The following is a 16,329-nucleotide window of genomic DNA, read 5'->3' on the forward strand; positions in this document are numbered from 1 at the left end:
ACGCGGAGCGTGGGAACGAGCGGCCCGGGGTCGGTTGATCAGTGAAAATCCCGGCTCTGCACGCGAATGCCGTTGAGCATCGGGCTCAGGTCACTCAGGCGTCCGGCGATCAAATGCCGCACTTCGCCCTCGCGCTCCCAGCGGCCATCGACCCTGAGCAATTGCGAGCCAACCAGAGCTTGCCGCTGTCGCTCGGCCAGATCGCGCCAGACCACCACGTTGACGTTGCCGAACTCGTCTTCCAACGTCACGAACGTCACCCCACTGGCAGTGCCGGGACGCTGGCGCCCGGTCACCAGCCCGGCCATGCTCACCGGCCGGCCATGTTCGACATCGAGCAATTCCCGCGAGCTGCGACAGCGCAATGCCCGCAGTTCGCTGCGCAACAGGGCCAGCGGATGCGGGCCCAAAGTGGTGCCGACGGTGGCGTAGTCAGCGTGCAGATCCTCGCCGACGCTGGGTTTTGGCAAGAGCACTTCCGGCTCCTCCTGGCTGGGCAGGCCGGCAAACAGCCCCAACTGTTTCTGCACCCCGGCGACTTCCCAGCGCGCCCGATGCCGATGCCCGGCCAGGCCGCGCAAGGCCCCGGCATCGGCGAGCAAGGCTTGCGCGCGGCTGTCTAGCGCCGCACGTTCGCCCAGATCGGCGACATCGGCAAACGCCCCGCGCGCCCGCGCCGCTTCGATCCGCCGGGCGTCATCCTCGCGAAACCCTTTGATCATGCGCAAGCCCATGCGAATCGCCGGTTGTGGCCCGGTGGTGGTTTCCAGACTGCAATCCCAGTCGCTGGCCCGCACGTCGACCGGGCGAATCTGCAATTGACGACGGCGCGCATCCTGCAGGATCTGGTCCGGGCTGTAGAAGCCCATCGGCCAGCTATTGATCAGCGCGCAGGCAAACGCCGCTGGTTCGTGACACTTGAGCCAGCAACTGGCGTAGGTCAGCAAAGCGAAACTGGCCGCGTGGGACTCGGGAAAACCGTAGCTGCCGAAACCTTTGATCTGCTCGAAAATCTGCGCGGCGAATTCCGGCGTGTAGCCGTTCTTCTTCATGCCGGCGGCAAGACGCTCCTTGTGCGGTTCAAGACCACCGTGACGTTTCCACGCGGCCATGGAGCGACGCAACTGATCGGCCTCGCCGGGACTGTAATCGGCGGCGACAATGGCGATCTGCATCACCTGTTCCTGAAACAGCGGCACGCCAAGGGTGCGTTCAAGCACCACTTTCAACTCAGGCGACGGATAGCTTTCCGCTTCTTCTTTATTGCGCCGGCGCAGGTACGGATGCACCATTCCGCCCTGAATCGGGCCCGGCCGGACAATCGCCACCTGGATCACCAGATCGTAGAATTTTTGCGGACGCAGGCGCGGCAGCATCGACATCTGCGCCCGCGATTCGATCTGGAATACGCCGATGGTGTCGGCGCGGCTGATCATCGCGTAGGTCGGTTTGTCTTCGGCTGGAATCGTCGCCAGGCTCAAATCGCGCTGGCGATGACGGCGCAGCAGATCGAAACAGCGGCGGATCGCGCTGAGCATGCCGAGCGCGAGAATGTCCACCTTGAGCAGGCCGACCGCGTCGAGGTCGTCCTTGTCCCACTGAATGATCGTGCGCTCGGCCATGGCCGCGTTCTCGACCGGCACCAGAGTGTCCAGCGGTTGCTCGGAAATCACGAAGCCGCCGGGGTGTTGCGACAGGTGCCGGGGGAAGCCGATCAATTGCCCGGTCAGGCTCAAGACCCGGCGCAGCAGCGGGCTCTCGGGGTCGAAACCGTTTTCGCGCAAGCGTTCCAGCGGCGGGGTTTCGTCGCTCCAGTGGCCGCAGCAATCGGCCAGTGCATTGATCTGATCTGGCGGCAAATCCAGGGCCTTGGCCACGTCCCGCACGGCACCGGCAGCGTGATAACTGCTGACCACTGCGGTCAACGCTGCGCGACCGCGGCCATATCGACGGAAGACATATTGCAGGACTTCTTCGCGGCGTTCGTGCTCGAAATCGACGTCGATGTCCGGCGGCTCGTTGCGTTCCTTGGACATGAAACGTTCGAACAGCAACGTGGTGCGCTCCGGGTCGATTTCGGTGATGCCCAAGGCAAAACACACCGCCGAGTTGGCTGCCGAACCACGGCCTTGACAGAGGATGTGCTGCTCGCGGGCAAAACGCACCACGTCGTGTACGGTGAGGAAGTAGCTTTCGTAGCCGAGTTCGGCAATCAGTTGCAGCTCCTTGTTGATCTGGCGCAGCACCTTGAAGGGTGCGCCTTTCTTCCAGCGCCAGGCGATGCCCTCCTTGGTCAATTGGCGCAACCAGGAAGTGGCGCTGTGGCCCACGGGGACCAGCTCCTTTGGATACTGATAACGCAATTCGCTCAGATCGAAGGTGCAACGCCGAGCCAGACTCACCGACTCGTCGAGCAAGGCCTGCGGATACAACTCTCGCAGCACCTCGACACTGCGCAAATGCCGCTCGCCATTGGGATGCAACCGCAAGCCGGCCTCGGCCACCGGCAGGTGATGGCGGATCGCGGTCATGGTGTCCTGCAGGGCTCGGCGGCCACGGGCGTGCATGTGCACATCGCCACTGGCCACGGCGCGAATCTGCAATTCGGCAGCCATACTCAGCAACGCCGCCAGTCGCTGTTGATCATCCTGACCACGGTGCAACTGCACGGCCAGCCACAGCCTGTCGCCGAAGGTCTGTTTAAGCCAGTTGCCCTCTCGCTGTTCATTGATCGAGTCCGGCACCCACAACACCAGCAGCCCCGACAGCGGCTCGTCGAAATCCTCGCGCAGGATTTGATACTGGCCTTTCTGCGTACGCCGCCGCGCCCGGGTGATCAAGCCGCACAGCGTCTGATAACCGGCCAGGTTCTCCACCAGCAGCACCAGCTTCGGGCCGTTTTCAATGCGTATTTCGCTGCCGATGATCAGTGGCAGCTCAACCGACTTTGCCGCTTGCCAGGCACGCACGATCCCGGCCAGGGTGCATTCATCGGTAATCGCCAGGGCCTGATAACCGTGCTTTTTCGCCCGCTGGAACAACTCGAGCGCACTGGACGCACCGCGCTGGAAACTGAAATTCGACAGGCAGTGCAGTTCGGCATAACCACGGCTCATGCAAACCAGCCCTGCAGCCACAACGGACCGCCCTCGCCCACCGCACGATAGGCCCAGCCCTGCTGGCCGGCGCGGTTCTGGATCAGGTAATAATCGCGGCGCACGTCATCGCCGTCCCACCAGCCAGATTCAATGCGCTCGGGGCCCATGAGAATCCGCGCCGAGCCTTCCGGCACGCTTTGCGGCTCAGTGAGTAGCCAGCCCGGCCGCTGCACGCTCGGCAGGCCTGCGCAAGGCTGCTTGTCGACGCCGAACTGCCAGGCGCACTCAGGGCGATGATCGGCCTGGAAGCGCAACCCCTGCACTGCATCGTCGCCCAGCCGTGCGCGCAAGCGTTCGCGCAGTTGCTCCCATGGCAAGGTTTGTTGCGGACGGTCGTCGAACAACTCCTGAAACTGCGGCACGAAACTCGGCAGATCCTCGGCGCGCAACCGAAAGCCGCGCACCGGTGCCGCGACCTGCACCTGTTCCAGCCGACCCCGGGCCAGTTCGAAGAGCATCGCCGGATCACGCTCGGCGCTGAGCAGGCCGACCTTGATCACCGTGTCAGGCAAGCCGGCATGTTCCAGATGCAAATCGAAACGCTGCACGCCGCTGTCGCGCCCGCAAAGGAACGCCGACAGATCGCCGGTCACACGCCGCAACGGGAACAGCAGCGCCTGATGCGATTGCACGTCAAAGTTGAGTTCGATGCGCACGTCGAAACGATCGGGGGGCAAATAGAATTCCAATGCCAATGGCCGCGCGCCGAACAGGGTGTCGAGGTGTTTGAGCATCGACGCTTCGAAGCGCCGCGCCAGCGCCTGACGCGGCAGGCTCTGCACTTGATTGAGGGTGCGCAGGCCCATCCGTGAAAGTGCCGTGGCCACGCTCGGTTCAAGGCCGACACGGTCGACAGGCAATTGCCCGAGATGATGTTGCAAGGCCTCGCCGTCCGGCACCACCAGCCCATCGTAGGCATTGGCCAGTATCCTGGCAGCCACCGGATTGGGTGCGGCAACGATGCGATGGCGAAAGCCCAGATCGGTCAGTTCCTGGCGCAGCCGCGCTTCGAATTGCGCCCAGGTGCCGAACAGCCCCAGGCTCGATTCGATTTCAAATACCACGGTACGCGGGTAATGCACGCTGACCTGCGCACTGAAACGATAGGCCCACGCCGCGAGAAACTGCTGCCAGCGCTCGACTTCGGCGGCTTGGTAATCAACGGTGGCAAAACCTTTGCTCATGGCCTGCGCCGCGGTCATCGATTGCCCCGCACGCAAACCCAGTTTGCGCGCCGCCGGGTTGACCGCCTGCAATACCCGGCGCTGGGCCGGCCCGTTGAGCAGCACCAACGGCTCATCGGCATCGGGGCGCTGACGCAGCACAGCGTCCAGGGCCAATTGCGGGAACAGAATGCACACCCAACGCATGACGGTCTCAGTGCCCCACGGCAAAAGCAATCGGTGCCGTACGCGCCAAACCGCCTCGGCATTTGAGGATGCGCAATTGCGCTGGTTTGGCGTCGATGGCAATCCGTAGCGCCGCCGGCGACGGGTTGACCGCTTCGCTCAACGGTCGCCAGGCAAAGGCCAGCGTCTGGCCGGACTCGGCAGCCACCTGCAAACGTCGCAAAGCGCGATCATCAGCCTTGTGTGGCCAGCACAGCACCGCGCCACAACTGCCCGAACGCAGGCATTGTTCCGCCGCCCACAAGGCATCGCGTTCGCTGGCTTGAATCACCGACAACTGACGCAGGTCGACCCCGGCGCTGGCCCATGCCTGCGGATAAGGCACAAACGGTGGCGCGACCAGCACGATGCGCTCCCCCGCCGCCGCCAGACGCGCCAGCGTCGGCCAGACCAGTTGCAGCTCACCGACGCCGGGGCCGGCCAGCAGAATTTCGCTCAACGCACCTTCCGGCCAGCCACCGCTGGGCAGTGCTGCGTCGAGTGCGGCATGCCCGGTCGGCTGTGGACTGGCCGCCGGCGGCGCAGGCCGGCCCTTCCAGACCTGGCCGCCATTGAACAGCGTATCCAGCGCAACGACGGCGCCCATCAGCCTTGCCTCACCAGACCGCAGAACACCCCTTCGATGGCCAGATCCTGATCGTCCCGCACGACAATCGGCTGATACGCCGGATTGCGCGGCAACAAGCGCACCTCAGTGCCCAGCCGCTCGAAGCGTTTGATGGTCACCTCACCGTCGAGCCGCGCCACCACGATCTGCCCATTCAGCGCCTCGGGATTACGCCTCACGCCGACCAGATCGCCGTCGAGAATGCCATCCTCGATCATCGAATCGCCCTGCACCCGCAGCAGATAATCGGGGCTGCGCGAGAACAGCCCAGGGTCGAGCATCAAGCGCCCATGCACCTCGGCATCGGCGCCAATCGGCGCACCCGCGGCCACCCGGCCAAGCACAGGAACATCGAGCAGTTCCGGCCGCGGCGGCTGCCCGAGCAAACGGATACCCCGGGCCTGATGCGGGTTGACCTCGATAAACCCGGCGTCAGTGAGCGCCAGCACATGCTTGCGCGCCACGCTGCGCGAGGCAAAACCAAAAGCCTCGCTGATCTCAGCGAGGCTTGGGGACTGACCGTGCTCGGCGATACGTTCGCGGATGAAGGTCAGGATGGCGGTACGGCGGGGAGTCAGGTTCGTCATGGAGTACATTTGTACTCTTGTGGGAATTTCCTGACAAGCACCGCCAGTCAGACAAGCTTGACTCACCCTTTGCAGCCAAGCGCGCAGCGGTGAGAAGGAGCATGGGAACGATCAAAAAAATCAAGATCAGGTTCAAAAGATCAAAAGCCCCTCACCCTAGCCCTCTCCCGGAGGGAGAGGGAACTGACTGTGGTGTTTGGAAGAGTTGCGCCGACTTGAGATACCGAGCCGAATGCAAGTCTCGAAGCCAACCAAAATCGGCTCCCTCTCCCTCGGGAGAGGGCTGGGGTGAGGGGCGAATCCACCGCAAACCCCAAGCCAACCACCCGCCTCTAACCACTCAACAATGAGCGTTAGCTCGCGTGCCCTTGATCTTGATCTTGCCTAACCAGCGACATCGGAAGGCTGAGTGCAGGGATCGATCCGGGCGTGGGAGCGCAGCGACCGTACGACGAAGTCGTACACAGCGGAAGGAGGTGCAGCGCAGCAAACCGTAGCCGCTGCGCCCGGATCGATCCCGGAGCGAAGGGACCCGAGCTTGCGAGGGCCGAACGCAGGAGCAAAGCCTTTTGGTTCCTTTTTGGCGTCTGAAAAAGGGACTCGCCGTAAGGGCGAAACCGCCAGCCGCAGCACCCGCAGCAACGGATATGTACCCACCGCGAAGATCAACCCTCTCGATCACCCACCCGAATATCCGTCAACCCCACCCGCTCAGCCTGCTCCATCACCTGCTCCGGCGTAGAATCCGCCGAAGGCATCAGCAGACTGTTCTCCGCATCCCCCAGATGCAACTGCAACAAATGCATGGCCGCCTCATGCTCAGCCAGTTGCGCCTGCTTCAGCTCAAGCTCGTAACTGCGTGGCTCACCATTGAAGCGATACTCCAAAACAAAAACAGCCATCGTCTGATCCTCGAATAAAGTCAAAACAACTGCATACCCCTGACCGACCGGTCAGCTTATTGGTTCAACCGCATCGCTGGCCGGGCAAACTTTTCGCAACGCCGGGCGTCCCTTGCATACACTTCCCGAAAAGCTGATCACAGCTAAGGACTGGCAATGACCTTCTTCATCTTCCTCTTGGCCTGCGCAGCAGCGGCAACCACCGGCGTGATGTTCAAACCGGGCGCGTGGTACGAAGGCTTGAACAAACCCGGCTTCACCCCGCCCAACTGGGCGTTTCCGGTGGCTTGGACAATCATTTATCTGCTGCTGGCCTGGGCCGGTTACCGCTTGAGCCTGATCCCCGGCAGCCAGACCGTACTCGCCCTGTGGGCCGCGCAAATCGCCCTGAATACGCTGTGGACGCCGGTGTTCTTCGGCGCGCATCAGGTCCTGGCCGCAATGATCATCCTCACCCTGCTCTGGCTGGTCGTCGCGGCAATGGTGGTGCTGGCGTTGCAGTTGGATCTGGTCACCGGGCTGATCCTGTTCCCGTACCTGGCCTGGCTGTGCGTCGCCGCGGCACTGAACTTCTCCATCCTGCTGAAGAACCGCGTATGACGGCCCCTGCGCCTTGGCCGCAAGGTGAACGTGAACTGGCGCAAGTGCGCGCATTCAATCGCAAGCTCGCCTGGCTGCCGCGCTTCAAGATTCGCAACCGCCTGACGCCGCGCCTGATCCAGGCGCTGCTGCGCGTCAGTCAGGTGGTCGGGGCGAAAAAACTGCGCGAGCATGGCCTGACGGCTGAACGAAAAATCCTCGATACGGTGCCCGTGCGGATCATCCGGCCCAAAGGCCAGCCGCGCGGCGTGGTCCTGGATTTCCATGGCGGCGGCTGGGTGATCGGCAACGCGCAGATGAACGACAACTTCAACATCGCCATCGTCAATGAGTGCGAAGTGGCGGTGGTCTCGGTCGATTACCGCTTGGCCGTTTCAACCCCGGTCGAAGACCTGCTCGACGATTGCCTGCGCGCCGCGCGCGGGGTACTGAATGACGCCGAGTTCGCCGGATTGCCCGTGGTGGTGGTCGGCGAATCGGCCGGCGCCCATCTGGCCGTCGCAACGTTGCTGGCGCTCAAATCTTGGCCGGAATTGCTGCAACGCATCCACGGTGCACTGCTGTATTACGGCGTCTACGACCTGACCGGCACCCCCAGCGTACGCAACGCGCCAGCCGACACACTGGTGCTGGACGGCCCCGGCATGGTCGACGCGTTGCGCCTGCTCACCCCCGACCTGAACGACACACAACGCCGCCAGCCACCGCTGTCGCCGCTGTATGGCGATTTCGCCGGCCTGCCCCCGACGCTGCTGTTTGCCGGCGAACTCGACCCGCTGCTTGACGACACGCTGATGATCGCCGAGCGCTGGCAACCCTCTGCGCCGGTTGAGCTGCATGTATTGCCGGCGTCGCCCCACGGGTTCATTCATTTTCCGACGGCGATTGCTCAGGGGGTGCTGGCGTACAGTCGACAGTGGATCTCGACGCATGTCGAGGGCAGTAAGGCGGGATGATGCAGTTTCTGTGAAAAATGGGTACACGGGCATCACATGTACCCATTGAAACAGCCTGCAATACCCGTTTTCCTCAATTTGCCGGTGTTCGCCCGCCAACCGCTGATTTTCTGCCTAGACTTGCTGTTGTTCCGGCACCCGATTGCGCTTAACGCATCGAGCCATCCGAAAACAAAAACAAGAGGAAGTCCGTAGATGCTCAGATCCCTGTATACCGCGCTGGCCTGCGCGTTGGCGTTAGGCACAATGAGCCCGGCCATGGCAGCCGACCCAGTCATCATCAAGTTCTCCCACGTCGTCGCCGACCAGACACCCAAAGGCCAGGGCGCCTTGCTGTTCAAGAAACTGGTGGAGGAGCGCCTGCCGGGCAAGGTCAAGGTCGAGGTCTATCCCAACTCCTCGCTGTTTGGCGACGGCAAGGAAATGGAAGCGCTGCTGCTGGGCGATGTGCAGATGATTGCCCCTTCGCTGGCCAAGTTCGAGCAATACACCAAAAGCCTGCAACTGTTCGACTTGCCGTTCCTGTTCAATGACATCAACGCCGTTGACCGCTTCCAGCTGAGCCCGCAGGGTCAGGGGCTGCTCAAGTCGATGGAAAGCAAGAACATCACCGGCCTGGCCTATTGGCACAACGGGATGAAGCAACTGTCGGCCAACAAGCCGCTGCGGGTTCCTGCCGATGCCCGTGGCCTGAAGTTCCGCGTGCAGGCTTCTGCTGTTTTGGAAGAACAGTTCAAGGCCGTGCGCGCCAACCCGCGCAAGATGAGCTTCGCCGAGGTCTATCAAGGCTTGCAGACCGGCGTGGTCAACGGTGCGGAAAACCCCTACTCGAACATCTACAGCCAGAAAATGCACGAGGTGCAGAAATTCATCACCGAGTCCAACCACGGTGTACTGGATTACATGCTGATCACCAACACCAAGTTCTGGAACGGCTTGCCACCTGACGTGCGCAGCGAACTCGACAAGATCGTCGTCGAAGTCACCGCCCATGTGAACAAGGAAGCGCAGCAACTGAACGAGAGTGACAAACAGCGCATCGTTGCTGCCAAAACCACCGAAATCATTACCCTGACGCCCGAAGAACGCGAGCAATGGCGCGAAGCGATGAAACCGGTGTGGAAGAAGTTCGAAGCCGATATCGGCCCTGACCTGATCTCCGCCGCCGAAGCCGTCAACAAGGCTCAGTAATCGCATGGCAGGTGCTGCCGGGGCCGCGCCTGCCAGTCTTGACTCGACGTGAGATGCCCGCCATGAAAGCGCTTCGGCGAATCTGGGAACACTTCGAGGAAGGCTTTATCGTCTTCCTCCTGGCTGCGATGACGCTGGTCACGTTCGTTTACGTGATCCTCAACAACTTCTACAGCCTGTTTTACTGGCTCGCCGATCACTGGCCGGCGGCAAGCTCGCCGCTGTTTGCCATCGGCGACGGCATCATGGGCATGGCGCAGGCGATGACCTGGAGCACCGCCCTGACCAAGGCATTATTTGGCTGGCTGATCTTTTTCGGCCTGGCCTATGGCGTGCGCACCGCCGGGCACATCGGCGTCGATGCATTGGTCAAACTGGCCCGCCGCTCGGTGCAGAAATACATCGGCATACTCGCCTGCCTGTGCTGCCTGGCCTATGCCGGGGTGCTGTGCATTGCCAGTCTGGAATGGATCGCGACCCTGATGAACGCCGGCATCGGTGCCGAAGACCTCGGCCATTTCGGCATCATGCAATGGCATATCGGGTTGATCGTGCCCTTGGGGTTCGCGCTGATTTTCATCCGCTTCGCCGAAATTCTCCTGCGTATTCTGCGCAACCGTCAGACCGGGCTGGGCCTGGCTGATGAAGCCGCCGACGCGCTGAAACTTGCCGAGCACGAGGGTGACAAGCCATGACCATCGCCTTCCTGTTCGTCGCCCTTTTCGCGTTGATGTTCATTGGCGTGCCCATCGCCATTTCCCTCGGTCTGGCCGGGTCGCTGACGATTATCTTCTTCAGTCCCGATTCCGTGCGTTCGCTGGCGATCAAGTTGTTCGAGACCTCGGAGCATTACACGCTGCTGGCGATTCCGTTTTTTCTCCTTGCCGGCGCGTTCATGACCACCGGCGGGGTTGCCCGTCGCCTGATCGACTTTGCCAACGCCTGTGTCGGGCACATTCGCGGCGGCCTGGCCATCGCGGCGGTGCTGGCGTGCATGCTGTTTGCCGCCCTCTCCGGCTCCAGCCCGGCGACCGTGGCAGCGGTGGGTTCGATCGCCATCGCCGGCATGGTTCGTTCCGGATATCCGCAGGCCTTCGGCGCGGGGATCATTTGCAACGCCGGGACGCTGGGCATTCTGATTCCGCCGTCGATCGTGATGGTGGTGTATGCCGCCGCCACCGAGACCTCGGTCGGCAAGCTGTTCATGGCCGGGGTGATACCGGGTCTGCTGCTGGGCACGGCGTTGATGGTGGCGATCTACATCGTCGCGGTTAAGAAGAACCTGCCCGCCCTGCCCCGCGCGACACTGCGCGAATTTCTCGCCACGGCGCGCCAGGCCATCTGGGGCCTGTTGCTGATGGTGATCATCCTTGGCGGGATCTATTCCGGGATGTTCACCCCCACCGAGGCGGCCGCCGTGGCAGCGGTCTATTCGGCGTTCATCGCGCTATTCGTCTACAAGGACCTGACGTTTCGCGAGACGCCCAAAGTGCTGCTCGAGTCGGCCAAGCTGAGCATCATGCTGATGTTCATCATCGCCAACGCCATGCTCTTCGCCCATGTGCTGACCACCGAGCAACTGCCGCAGCAGATCACCGCCTGGGTGATCGACGCCGGCCTGACCCCGGTCACGTTCCTTTTGGTGGTCAACATCGTGCTGCTGATTGCCGGCGCGTTCATGGAGCCGTCGGCGATCATCCTGATTCTGGCGCCGATTCTGTTCCCCATCGCGATGAAACTGGGCATCGACCCGATTCACCTGGGCATCATCATGGTGGTCAACCTGGAAATCGGCCTGATCACGCCACCGGTTGGCCTGAACCTGTTTGTCACTTCGGCGGTGACCGGCATGTCCCTGCCCGCGACCATCCGGGCGGCGATGCCCTGGCTGATGATTCTGCTGCTGTTCCTCGTGCTGATTACCTATGTGCCGTGGATTTCGCTGGTACTGCCGACCTGGCTGGGGATGAGCTGATGCCCGCACCCGTGCCGTGCAACGCTAAAACACTCTGCTGACAACCATAACAAGACGGAGAGATTGCCCATGCGAGTCAAAACACGCTTTGCCCTGATCGCCGCCGCCACCCTGGCATTGAGCAGCGCGGCACAGGCCGCGCCGGTGTTCATCAATATCCTGACCGGAGGAACCAGCGGGGTGTATTACCCGATCGGTGTCGGCTTGTCGCAAATCTACAGCGACGGCATTGCCGGTTCGAAGACTTCGGTGCAGGCCACCAAAGCCTCGGTGGAAAACCTCAATCTGTTGCAGGCCGGTCGTGGCGAGTTGGCACTGGCCCTGGGCGATTCGGTGGCGGACGCGAAAAACGGCGTGGAGGATGCCGGTTTCAAAGCGCCCCTGACCAAATTGCGCGCCCTCGGCGGCGCCTACCCCAATTACATTCAGATCGTCGCCAGCCAGGAGTCGGGGATCAAGACCCTTGCCGATCTCAAGGGCAAAACCATCTCGGTCGGCGCACCCAAGTCCGGGACTGAACTCAACGCCCGGGCCATTTTCAAAGCCGCCGGCCTGACCTACGAGGACATGGGCAAGGTGCAATACCTGCCCTTCGCCGAATCGGTGGAGCTGATCAAGAACCGCCAACTGGACGCCACACTGCAATCCTCCGGACTGGGCATGGCGGCGATTCGCGACCTGTCTTCGGTGATGCCGCTGAACTACGTTGCCATCCCGCCTGAGGTGGTGAGCAAAATCGGCAACCCGGCCTATCAGAGCGCGATGATTCCGGCCAACACCTATGACGGTCAGCCCGCAGCCGTGCCGACCGTGGCAATCACCAACATACTGGTGACCCGCGCCGACCTGCCCGATGACGTCGTCTACCAGATGACCCGCCTGCTGTTCGAGAACCTGACGCGGCTGGGCAATTCGCATTCGGCCGCCAAGGACATCAAACTGGAAACCGCGGCGAAAAACCTGCCGATCGACCTGCATCCCGGCGCCGCACGCTACTACCAGGAAAAAGGCGCGTTGTAATCGCCCCATGGCGCAGTGGCGACCCGAGCGTCACCACTGCGCCCGTGATTTCTTCCAGCGTAGTCATGAGGCAGGCCGCCAATGAGCGATGAGCATCACGGCATTTCCGCGAACCCGCGGGACTGGCCAAAAGCGCTGTTTTACGTAGCGCTGCTGTTTTCGGTATTCCAGATCATCACCGCAGCCTTTGCCCCGATTTCCAGTCAGGTGCTGCGCGCGGTGCATGTCGGTTTCCTGTTGTGGGTGGTCTTTCTCAGCTACCCGGCTTACGGCCAGCGCCGCCCCTGGCAACCCTTGGCCTGGCTGCTCAGCCTCGCCGGCATCGGCGCCGCCCTGTATCAGTGGGTGTTCGAAGCGGATCTGATCCAGCGTTCAGGCGACCTGACGCCAACCGACATGCTCGTTGGTGTGGTGCTGATTGCATTGGTTTTCGAAGCGGCGCGGCGGGTGATGGGCATTGCGCTGCCGATCATCTGCGGCTTGTTTCTCGCCTATGGCCTGTTCGGCGAATTCCTGCCCGGCGAACTGGCCCACCTTGGCTATGGCGTCGACCAGATCATCAATCAGTTGTCGTTCGGCACCGAGGGGTTGTACGGCACGCCGACCTACGTGTCGGCCACCTACATTTTCCTGTTCATCCTGTTTGGCGCGTTTCTCGAACAGGCCGGGATGATCAAGCTGTTCACCGACTTTGCCATGGGCCTGTTCGGTCACAAGCTCGGTGGGCCGGCCAAGGTTGCCGTGGCCTCGTCGGCGTTGATGGGGACCATCACCGGCTCGGGGATTGCCAACGTGGTGACCACCGGGCAATTCACCATTCCGCTGATGAAACGCTTCGGCTATCGAGCGGCTTTCGCCGGCGGCGTCGAAGCCACCTCCAGCATGGGCAGCCAGATCATGCCGCCGGTGATGGGCGCGGTGGCGTTCATCATGGCGGAAACCATCAACGTGCCGTTCGTGGAAATCGCCAAGGCCGCGTTGATCCCGGCGATCCTGTATTTCGGTTCGGTGTTCTGGATGGTCCATCTGGAAGCCAAACGCTCCAACCTGCGGGGCTTGCCCAAAGACCAATGTCCCAGCGCATTCGGTGCGGTCAAGGAACGCTGGTATCTGCTGATCCCGCTGCTGGTGCTGGTTTATTTGTTGTTCTCCGGGCGTACGCCGCTGTTTTCCGGGATGGTCGGCCTGGCCTTGACGGCGATTGTGATTCTCGGTTCGGCGATCATTTTCAGGGTGCACAGCTTCGGTCTGCGCTGTGCGTTCTGGATTGCACTGGGTGTGCTGTGCACGGGATTTTTTCAGCTGGGGATCGCGGTGATTTTCGCCGTCGTTGCGGTGCTGGTGCTGGTCTGTGCATTCATCAAGGGCGGTCGGGATACATTGCAGATTTGCCTGCACGCCTTAGTCGAAGGCGCACGCCATGCGGTGCCGGTGGGCATCGCCTGCGCGCTGGTGGGGGTGATCATCGGCATCGTTTCGCTCACTGGCGTCGCGTCGACGTTTGCCGGCTACATTCTGGCCATCGGCCGCGACAACCTGCTGCTGTCGCTGATCCTGACGATGATCACCTGCCTGGTGCTGGGCATGGGCATTCCGACCATTCCCAACTACATCATCACCAGTTCGATTGCCGCGCCGGCGCTGCTGGAACTGGGCGTGCCGCTGATTGTATCGCACATGTTCGTGTTCTATTTCGGCATCCTCGCCGACCTCACGCCGCCCGTGGCCCTCGCCTGCTTTGCCGCTGCGCCGATCGCCAAGGAAAGCGGCTTCAAGATCAGCCTGTGGGCGGTGCGCATTGCGCTGGCCGGTTTCATCATTCCGTTCATGGCGGTGTACAACCCGGCGCTGATGCTGCAAGGCGACAATCTGTGGATGAGCGCGTACATGCTGCTGAAAACCGTGCTGGCGGTCGGCTTGTGGGGCGTCGCGTCTACGGGTTTCCTGCAACGCAAAATGGCAGTGTGGGAGCGCTTGCTCAGCCTCGTCGCGGGGGCATTGCTGATCGTCGCGCTGCCGCTGACCGACGAACTCGGCTTCGCCCTCGGCATTCTGGTTTTGTTCCAGCACGTCTGGCGCTCACGCCGCGCCGGGCTGGCACCGGCATGATCGGCTTGTGCCTGGGGCTGGCCGGCAGCTTCTGGGCGCAGCTGCCGGTCAGCCATTTCACCCTGGCGTGGAACCACAGCATCGAAAAGATTCGCTGGGAAGAAGATTACCGCGTCAGGGCTGAAGGTCTGCTATTGCAAGAAGCGCGGGTACGCGGCAATGGCGCCGGCATGGACATCCCCGATGACGCGCGCCTGGCAAACGGCAGTTGGCACTTCCAGCGCCGCCTGCCGCCGCAACAACCGCTGAAACTGGGGCGCACGCCCGAGGCGGGCGATTATCAGTTGTGCGTCGATGGCGACTGTCAGTCGATGAGCCGCTGGGTCGGCGCGCCGACAAGCGCGCAACCGTTCATTGAGCTATGGAGCTGCGAGATCGCCGGATAGTCGTCGTTCAGCGCCCGCTCCTCTTTTGCATGGAACCCTGCCTTCTCCGCCGTTCTCTATCGCAGAACCAACGGAGGAGGAATTCCCTATGATCGCCCCTGAAACCGGTATGAGGCCGGGTGAGCGCTACCGCATTGACAGCGTCGAGCGCGCGCCGCAGTTTCCTGGCTTTTTCCTTGACGGCAAGTATTACCTGGGCCCCGAACTGCAGACCGCAGTCGGCTGGCTCGAGGGCCAGACGTTTGTCTACGACATGCTCGATCCCAACGGCGAGCCGATCTACCCGGACCGGGTCGTCGGCCGGATCGAGGCGCTGACGCTGGTGATGGCCGACGGCTTGCGCCTGGCGGTCGAGCTGGTGCCCTACGAAGCGGAGGCCGTGCAGCCGGCTGCGACGCCTGAACCCCTCGCGCCGAAACGCTCAATGGCCAGCCCGCGACTGGCGGGCAAACTGGTGGTCATCACCGGCGCCTCCAGCGGCATCGGCCGGGCGACGGCGCACGCGTTTGCTGCTGAGCATGCGCGCCTGGTGCTGGCCGCGCGTGACGGCGAGGCGCTGGCCGAGGTGGTCGATGAGTGCGCGGCGCGGGGTGCACAAGCGTTGGCGGTGCGCACCGATGTCACCTCCAACGAGCAAATGCTGCAACTGGCCGAGCAGGCAGCGGAATTCGGCAATGGCCGCATCGACGTCTGGATCAACAATGCCGGCGTCGGCGCGGTAGGCGATTTCGAACAGACGCCGCTGAAAGTGCATGAACAGGTTCTGCAGACCGACCTGCTCGGTTATCTGCGCGGCGCGTATGTGGTGTGGCCGTATTTCAAGGCGCAGCAACAGGGGATTCTGATCAACACGCTGTCGCTCGGCAGTTGGGTGGCGCAGCCGTATGCGGCGGCGTATTCGGCGAGCAAATATGGCTTGATCGGTCTCACCGAAGCCCTGCGCGGCGAACTAGTCGGCCAGCCGAATATTCACGTATGCAACATTTATCCGGCGGTCATCGATACACCGGGTTTTCGCGACGGTGCCAACTACACCGGCCATGCGCTGAAGCCGCCACCGCCGATTTACGATCCGCAGCGAGTGGCGAGCGCGATGGTCGATTGCGCCCTCAAGCCAAAAGCGCAGGTGACTGTCGGCAGTGCGGCAACCCTCGCTCGCGTGGCGCATTTTCTCCTGCCGGGCTTTTCGCAATTGTCGGGCTGGCTGACCCGCCGAGGCATCCAGCGCAGCCCCGTCATTGAGACGTCGTCGGGGAATTTGTTCACGCCGCCCAGTGGCGAGCGGCGCGTGGACGGCGGCTGGCGCCAGCCGACAAAACCGTCACCGCTGCTGGTCGCTGGCGCGGCCATGCTGGTCGGTGGCTGTCTGCTGGCGATCAATCGATCACGCGGACGGCACCGCTAGCCAGCGTCCGGCGAGCGGTGGCGC

The 16,329-nt window shown here is 62.5% G+C and carries 14 protein-coding genes; 9 read left to right on the top strand and 5 right to left on the bottom strand.

Features of this window, described 5'->3' with window-relative positions:
* Nucleotides 1-38: 38 nt before the first annotated feature.
* From ACGSLL_RS02605 to ACGSLL_RS02625, 5 genes are all read right to left on the bottom strand, one after another.
* Complete coding sequence (locus ACGSLL_RS02605) at nucleotides 39-3,116, bottom strand: error-prone DNA polymerase (RefSeq protein WP_394502847.1); 3,078 nt, start codon at nucleotides 3,114-3,116, stop codon at nucleotides 39-41.
* Entirely contained in the window at nucleotides 3,113-4,528 is a 1,416-nt protein-coding gene (locus tag ACGSLL_RS02610) for a Y-family DNA polymerase (RefSeq protein WP_394502849.1), read from the bottom strand. The genes ACGSLL_RS02605 and ACGSLL_RS02610 overlap by 4 nt, the downstream gene beginning before the upstream one ends.
* 7 nt (nucleotides 4,529-4,535) lie before the next feature.
* Nucleotides 4,536-5,153 (bottom strand): translesion DNA synthesis-associated protein ImuA, encoded by a 618-nt coding sequence (imuA, locus tag ACGSLL_RS02615; RefSeq protein ID WP_394502852.1) that lies wholly within the window; start codon nucleotides 5,151-5,153, stop codon nucleotides 4,536-4,538.
* Entirely contained in the window at nucleotides 5,153-5,770 is a 618-nt protein-coding gene (gene lexA / locus ACGSLL_RS02620; RefSeq protein WP_258448977.1) for a transcriptional repressor LexA, read from the bottom strand. Before lexA ends, imuA begins: the two co-directional genes overlap by 1 nt.
* Before the next feature lie 656 nt (nucleotides 5,771-6,426).
* Complete coding sequence (locus ACGSLL_RS02625; protein WP_394502855.1) at nucleotides 6,427-6,663, bottom strand: hypothetical protein; 237 nt, start codon at nucleotides 6,661-6,663, stop codon at nucleotides 6,427-6,429.
* 156 nt (nucleotides 6,664-6,819) lie between these two features.
* Between ACGSLL_RS02625 and tspO the strand changes: the two genes are divergently transcribed.
* The 9 genes from tspO (at nucleotide 6,820) to ACGSLL_RS02670 (ending at nucleotide 16,305) form a co-directional block, all read left to right on the top strand.
* Nucleotides 6,820-7,263 (top strand): tryptophan-rich sensory protein TspO, encoded by a 444-nt coding sequence (gene tspO / locus ACGSLL_RS02630; protein ID WP_394502857.1) that lies wholly within the window; start codon nucleotides 6,820-6,822, stop codon nucleotides 7,261-7,263.
* Nucleotides 7,260-8,219, top strand: a complete 960-nt coding sequence (locus ACGSLL_RS02635; protein ID WP_394502860.1) for an alpha/beta hydrolase — start codon at nucleotides 7,260-7,262, stop codon at nucleotides 8,217-8,219. The genes tspO and ACGSLL_RS02635 overlap by 4 nt, the downstream gene beginning before the upstream one ends.
* Nucleotides 8,220-8,414: 195 nt before the next feature.
* Nucleotides 8,415-9,410 (top strand): TRAP transporter substrate-binding protein, encoded by a 996-nt coding sequence (locus ACGSLL_RS02640; RefSeq protein WP_394502862.1) that lies wholly within the window; start codon nucleotides 8,415-8,417, stop codon nucleotides 9,408-9,410.
* 62 nt (nucleotides 9,411-9,472) lie between these two features.
* Nucleotides 9,473-10,105 carry a TRAP transporter small permease gene (locus ACGSLL_RS02645; RefSeq protein WP_394502864.1) on the top strand — a complete coding sequence of 211 codons (633 nt, stop codon included), beginning with the start codon at nucleotides 9,473-9,475 and terminating at the stop codon, nucleotides 10,103-10,105.
* Complete coding sequence (dctM, locus tag ACGSLL_RS02650) at nucleotides 10,102-11,385, top strand: C4-dicarboxylate TRAP transporter large permease protein DctM (RefSeq protein WP_258448972.1); 1,284 nt, start codon at nucleotides 10,102-10,104, stop codon at nucleotides 11,383-11,385. The genes ACGSLL_RS02645 and dctM overlap by 4 nt, the downstream gene beginning before the upstream one ends.
* A gap of 69 nt (nucleotides 11,386-11,454) precedes the next feature.
* Entirely contained in the window at nucleotides 11,455-12,405 is a 951-nt protein-coding gene (locus ACGSLL_RS02655) for a TAXI family TRAP transporter solute-binding subunit (protein ID WP_394502867.1), read from the top strand.
* Between the two features lie 81 nt (nucleotides 12,406-12,486).
* Nucleotides 12,487-14,514 carry a TRAP transporter permease gene (locus ACGSLL_RS02660; protein ID WP_394502869.1) on the top strand — a complete coding sequence of 676 codons (2,028 nt, stop codon included), beginning with the start codon at nucleotides 12,487-12,489 and terminating at the stop codon, nucleotides 14,512-14,514.
* Nucleotides 14,511-14,900 (top strand): DUF1850 domain-containing protein, encoded by a 390-nt coding sequence (locus ACGSLL_RS02665; protein WP_394502871.1) that lies wholly within the window; start codon nucleotides 14,511-14,513, stop codon nucleotides 14,898-14,900. The genes ACGSLL_RS02660 and ACGSLL_RS02665 overlap by 4 nt, the downstream gene beginning before the upstream one ends.
* Before the next feature lie 88 nt (nucleotides 14,901-14,988).
* Nucleotides 14,989-16,305 carry an SDR family oxidoreductase gene (locus ACGSLL_RS02670; protein ID WP_394502874.1) on the top strand — a complete coding sequence of 439 codons (1,317 nt, stop codon included), beginning with the start codon at nucleotides 14,989-14,991 and terminating at the stop codon, nucleotides 16,303-16,305.
* Nucleotides 16,306-16,329 lie beyond the last annotated feature (24 nt).

It is taken from the genome of Pseudomonas retamae, from assembly GCF_043496865.1.
GTDB classification, from domain to species: Bacteria; Pseudomonadota; Gammaproteobacteria; order Pseudomonadales; family Pseudomonadaceae; genus Aquipseudomonas; species Aquipseudomonas retamae.

Coding starts and splice junctions, on each gene's coding strand:
- ACGSLL_RS02645 (WP_394502864.1), top strand. CDS start 9,473: ATGAAAGCGCTTCGGCGAATCTGGGAACACTTCGAGGAAGGCTTTATC.
- ACGSLL_RS02660 (WP_394502869.1), top strand. CDS start 12,487: ATGAGCGATGAGCATCACGGCATTTCCGCGAACCCGCGGGACTGGCCA.
- imuA (WP_394502852.1), bottom strand. CDS start 5,153: ATGGGCGCCGTCGTTGCGCTGGATACGCTGTTCAATGGCGGCCAGGTC.
- dctM (WP_258448972.1), top strand. CDS start 10,102: ATGACCATCGCCTTCCTGTTCGTCGCCCTTTTCGCGTTGATGTTCATT.
- ACGSLL_RS02635 (WP_394502860.1), top strand. CDS start 7,260: ATGACGGCCCCTGCGCCTTGGCCGCAAGGTGAACGTGAACTGGCGCAA.
- tspO (WP_394502857.1), top strand. CDS start 6,820: ATGACCTTCTTCATCTTCCTCTTGGCCTGCGCAGCAGCGGCAACCACC.
- lexA (WP_258448977.1), bottom strand. CDS start 5,770: ATGTACTCCATGACGAACCTGACTCCCCGCCGTACCGCCATCCTGACC.
- ACGSLL_RS02605 (WP_394502847.1), bottom strand. CDS start 3,116: ATGAGCCGTGGTTATGCCGAACTGCACTGCCTGTCGAATTTCAGTTTC.
- ACGSLL_RS02625 (WP_394502855.1), bottom strand. CDS start 6,663: ATGGCTGTTTTTGTTTTGGAGTATCGCTTCAATGGTGAGCCACGCAGT.
- ACGSLL_RS02610 (WP_394502849.1), bottom strand. CDS start 4,528: ATGCGTTGGGTGTGCATTCTGTTCCCGCAATTGGCCCTGGACGCTGTG.
- ACGSLL_RS02655 (WP_394502867.1), top strand. CDS start 11,455: ATGCGAGTCAAAACACGCTTTGCCCTGATCGCCGCCGCCACCCTGGCA.
- ACGSLL_RS02665 (WP_394502871.1), top strand. CDS start 14,511: ATGATCGGCTTGTGCCTGGGGCTGGCCGGCAGCTTCTGGGCGCAGCTG.
- ACGSLL_RS02670 (WP_394502874.1), top strand. CDS start 14,989: ATGATCGCCCCTGAAACCGGTATGAGGCCGGGTGAGCGCTACCGCATT.
- ACGSLL_RS02640 (WP_394502862.1), top strand. CDS start 8,415: ATGCTCAGATCCCTGTATACCGCGCTGGCCTGCGCGTTGGCGTTAGGC.